Origin of the sequence: Duganella radicis, assembly GCF_009720825.1 — a bacterium.
Classification (GTDB): domain Bacteria; phylum Pseudomonadota; class Gammaproteobacteria; order Burkholderiales; family Burkholderiaceae_D; genus Rugamonas; species Rugamonas radicis.
The window spans coordinates 1-1,776 of the sequence record NZ_WNKY01000106.1 but is presented as its reverse complement, the minus strand read 5'-3'; the positions used below and the strand labels follow the sequence as shown (position 1 = coordinate 1,776).

The following is a 1,776-nucleotide window of genomic DNA, read 5'->3' as shown; positions in this document are numbered from 1 at the left end:
ATCCCGAACAGGACCGTGAAACGACTCTACGCCGATGATAGTGCTGCAACCAGTGTGAAAGTAGGTTATCGTCAAGCTAGTTATAAGCCGAGAAGGCCCGCTCTGTGAGCGGGCCTTTTTGCGTTTACACCGTCAGGAAGCGGCGCATGGCATTCACTTCTTCGCTCGGGCTGCGGCCGAAGTAGCGTTTGAATTCGCGGCTGAACTGCGACGGGCTTTCGTAACCCACCAGCGCGCAGGCCGATTGCGCCGTCATGTCGTTGCGCGCCATGAGCAAGCGTGCCTGGTGCAGGCGCGCGGATTTCAGGTACTGGATCGGTGAGCAATGCGTCACCGATTTGAAGTGCACGTGGAAGGCCGGCACGCTCATGTTCGCTTCCGCCGCCAGCATGCCGACGTCGATCTCGGCCGCGTAATCGGCATGGATGCGGCGCAGGGCTTTGGCGATGCGGCCGAACTGTCCCTGGCTGGTCAGCGCTGCGCGCATGGCGGCGCCTTGTTCGCCCATCAGCACGCGGTAGCAGATTTCACGCACGATGGCCGGCCCCAGCACGCGCGCTTCCAGAGGCGAGTTCAGCGCTTCCAGCAGGCGCAGCACAGTGTCGCGCAGGCGTTCGTCCATGCGCGTGGTCATCATTCCTTTTGGCATGGCGGGAACGTCATTGGCGTTCTGGTCGATGGCGAACATCAGGTCGGCCAGTGTGGTGCGGTCGACGCGAATCGAGATGCCAAGGAAAGGGTGTTCCGGCGACGCTTCAATGGTGGCGGTGAACGGCATGGGCACGGCCACCACCAGATAATGGTCGGCATCGAATTGCAGGATGTCGTTGCCGAAGTGGGTGCGCTTGTGGCCTTGCAGCGCGATGGCGATGCAGGGCTCGTACATGGCCGGCGACTTGGTGGCCCGTTGGGTGGAGCGCGACAGGCGCACGTCGCCCACCAGCGTTTCGACCGAGCCGTCGACCGGGGCCAGTTGATTATGCAGGGCGATCATGCGTTCCATGCTGCACTCCTTGTTGATTGCGATGAATAGGAATGATCCATGATTCCCGCCCGAATCGCTACCTTTGCTCGTGCGATCTATAGGATTAGGCAAGAACTACATAGTCATGTGCATTCGCAGCATTCAGTTTAGTCCGTAAGATGCAGGCTGGTGTTAATGGCTTTGAAAGGATCGCATCATGACGCAAACCGAGCGCAAAGTTATTTTGATCGCCGGCGCCAGCCGGGGCAGCGGACCGGCGACTGCCCGTCAGCTGGCAGGAGAGGGGCATCACGTGGTACTGGGAGCGCGCCGCTCCAGCAAGTTGCACGCGCTGGTGACGGAGATTCGCCAGGCCGGCGGCTCGGCCGAATGGTTTGAGCTGGACGTGAATCAGCCGGAGGAAATGCGCGAATTCCTGGCGTTTGCCGAGGACATCCACAAGCGCGTGGACGTGGTCATCAACAACGTTTGAACAAGACCTGAGTCATGCTGCTGTGAAGAAAGCCCTTGTCAAAAAGCGTGCGCCTTGTTATGATTCTGTCCCTCGCGAAACACTGCATGCAAATGCAGAGTGAAGCGAAAAAAGAGAAGCTTGACGAAATGGTCGAAACACTTCATAATCTCGCTTCTGTGCTGATGAACAAAACGCTTCTCAGCTAGCAATACAAGATCTTTAAAAAATTACAGTTGATAAGTGTGGGCGTTTGATGCTGCAACAAAAAGCATTAAATGCTCAACAAGAAATACTGTCAGTATTTTGAGTGAGCGAACCTGGTCAGAAATGACCACAA

At 57.2% G+C, this 1,776-nt stretch carries 2 protein-coding genes; one reads left to right on the top strand and one right to left on the bottom strand.

Annotation, left to right across the window (positions count from 1 at the left end; genetic code table 11):
* Nucleotides 1-124: 124 nt before the first annotated feature.
* On the bottom strand, nucleotides 125-994 hold the full coding sequence (locus GM676_RS31225) for an AraC family transcriptional regulator (RefSeq protein WP_155468456.1): 870 nt from the start codon (nucleotides 992-994) through the stop codon (nucleotides 125-127).
* A 187-nt stretch (nucleotides 995-1,181) separates the two neighbouring features.
* Between GM676_RS31225 and GM676_RS31220 the strand changes: the two genes are divergently transcribed.
* The gene (locus GM676_RS31220) at nucleotides 1,182-1,457 is read left to right on the top strand and encodes an SDR family NAD(P)-dependent oxidoreductase (RefSeq protein ID WP_155468455.1); all 276 of its coding nucleotides are present in this window, start codon (nucleotides 1,182-1,184) and stop codon (nucleotides 1,455-1,457) included.
* Nucleotides 1,458-1,776 lie beyond the last annotated feature (319 nt).

Bases quoted from the DNA above. Each gene is read 5' to 3' on its own strand.
- GM676_RS31225 (WP_155468456.1), bottom strand. From the start codon at position 994: ATGATCGCCCTGCATAATCAACTGGCCCCGGTCGACGGCTCGGTCGAA.
- GM676_RS31220 (WP_155468455.1), top strand. From the start codon at position 1,182: ATGACGCAAACCGAGCGCAAAGTTATTTTGATCGCCGGCGCCAGCCGG.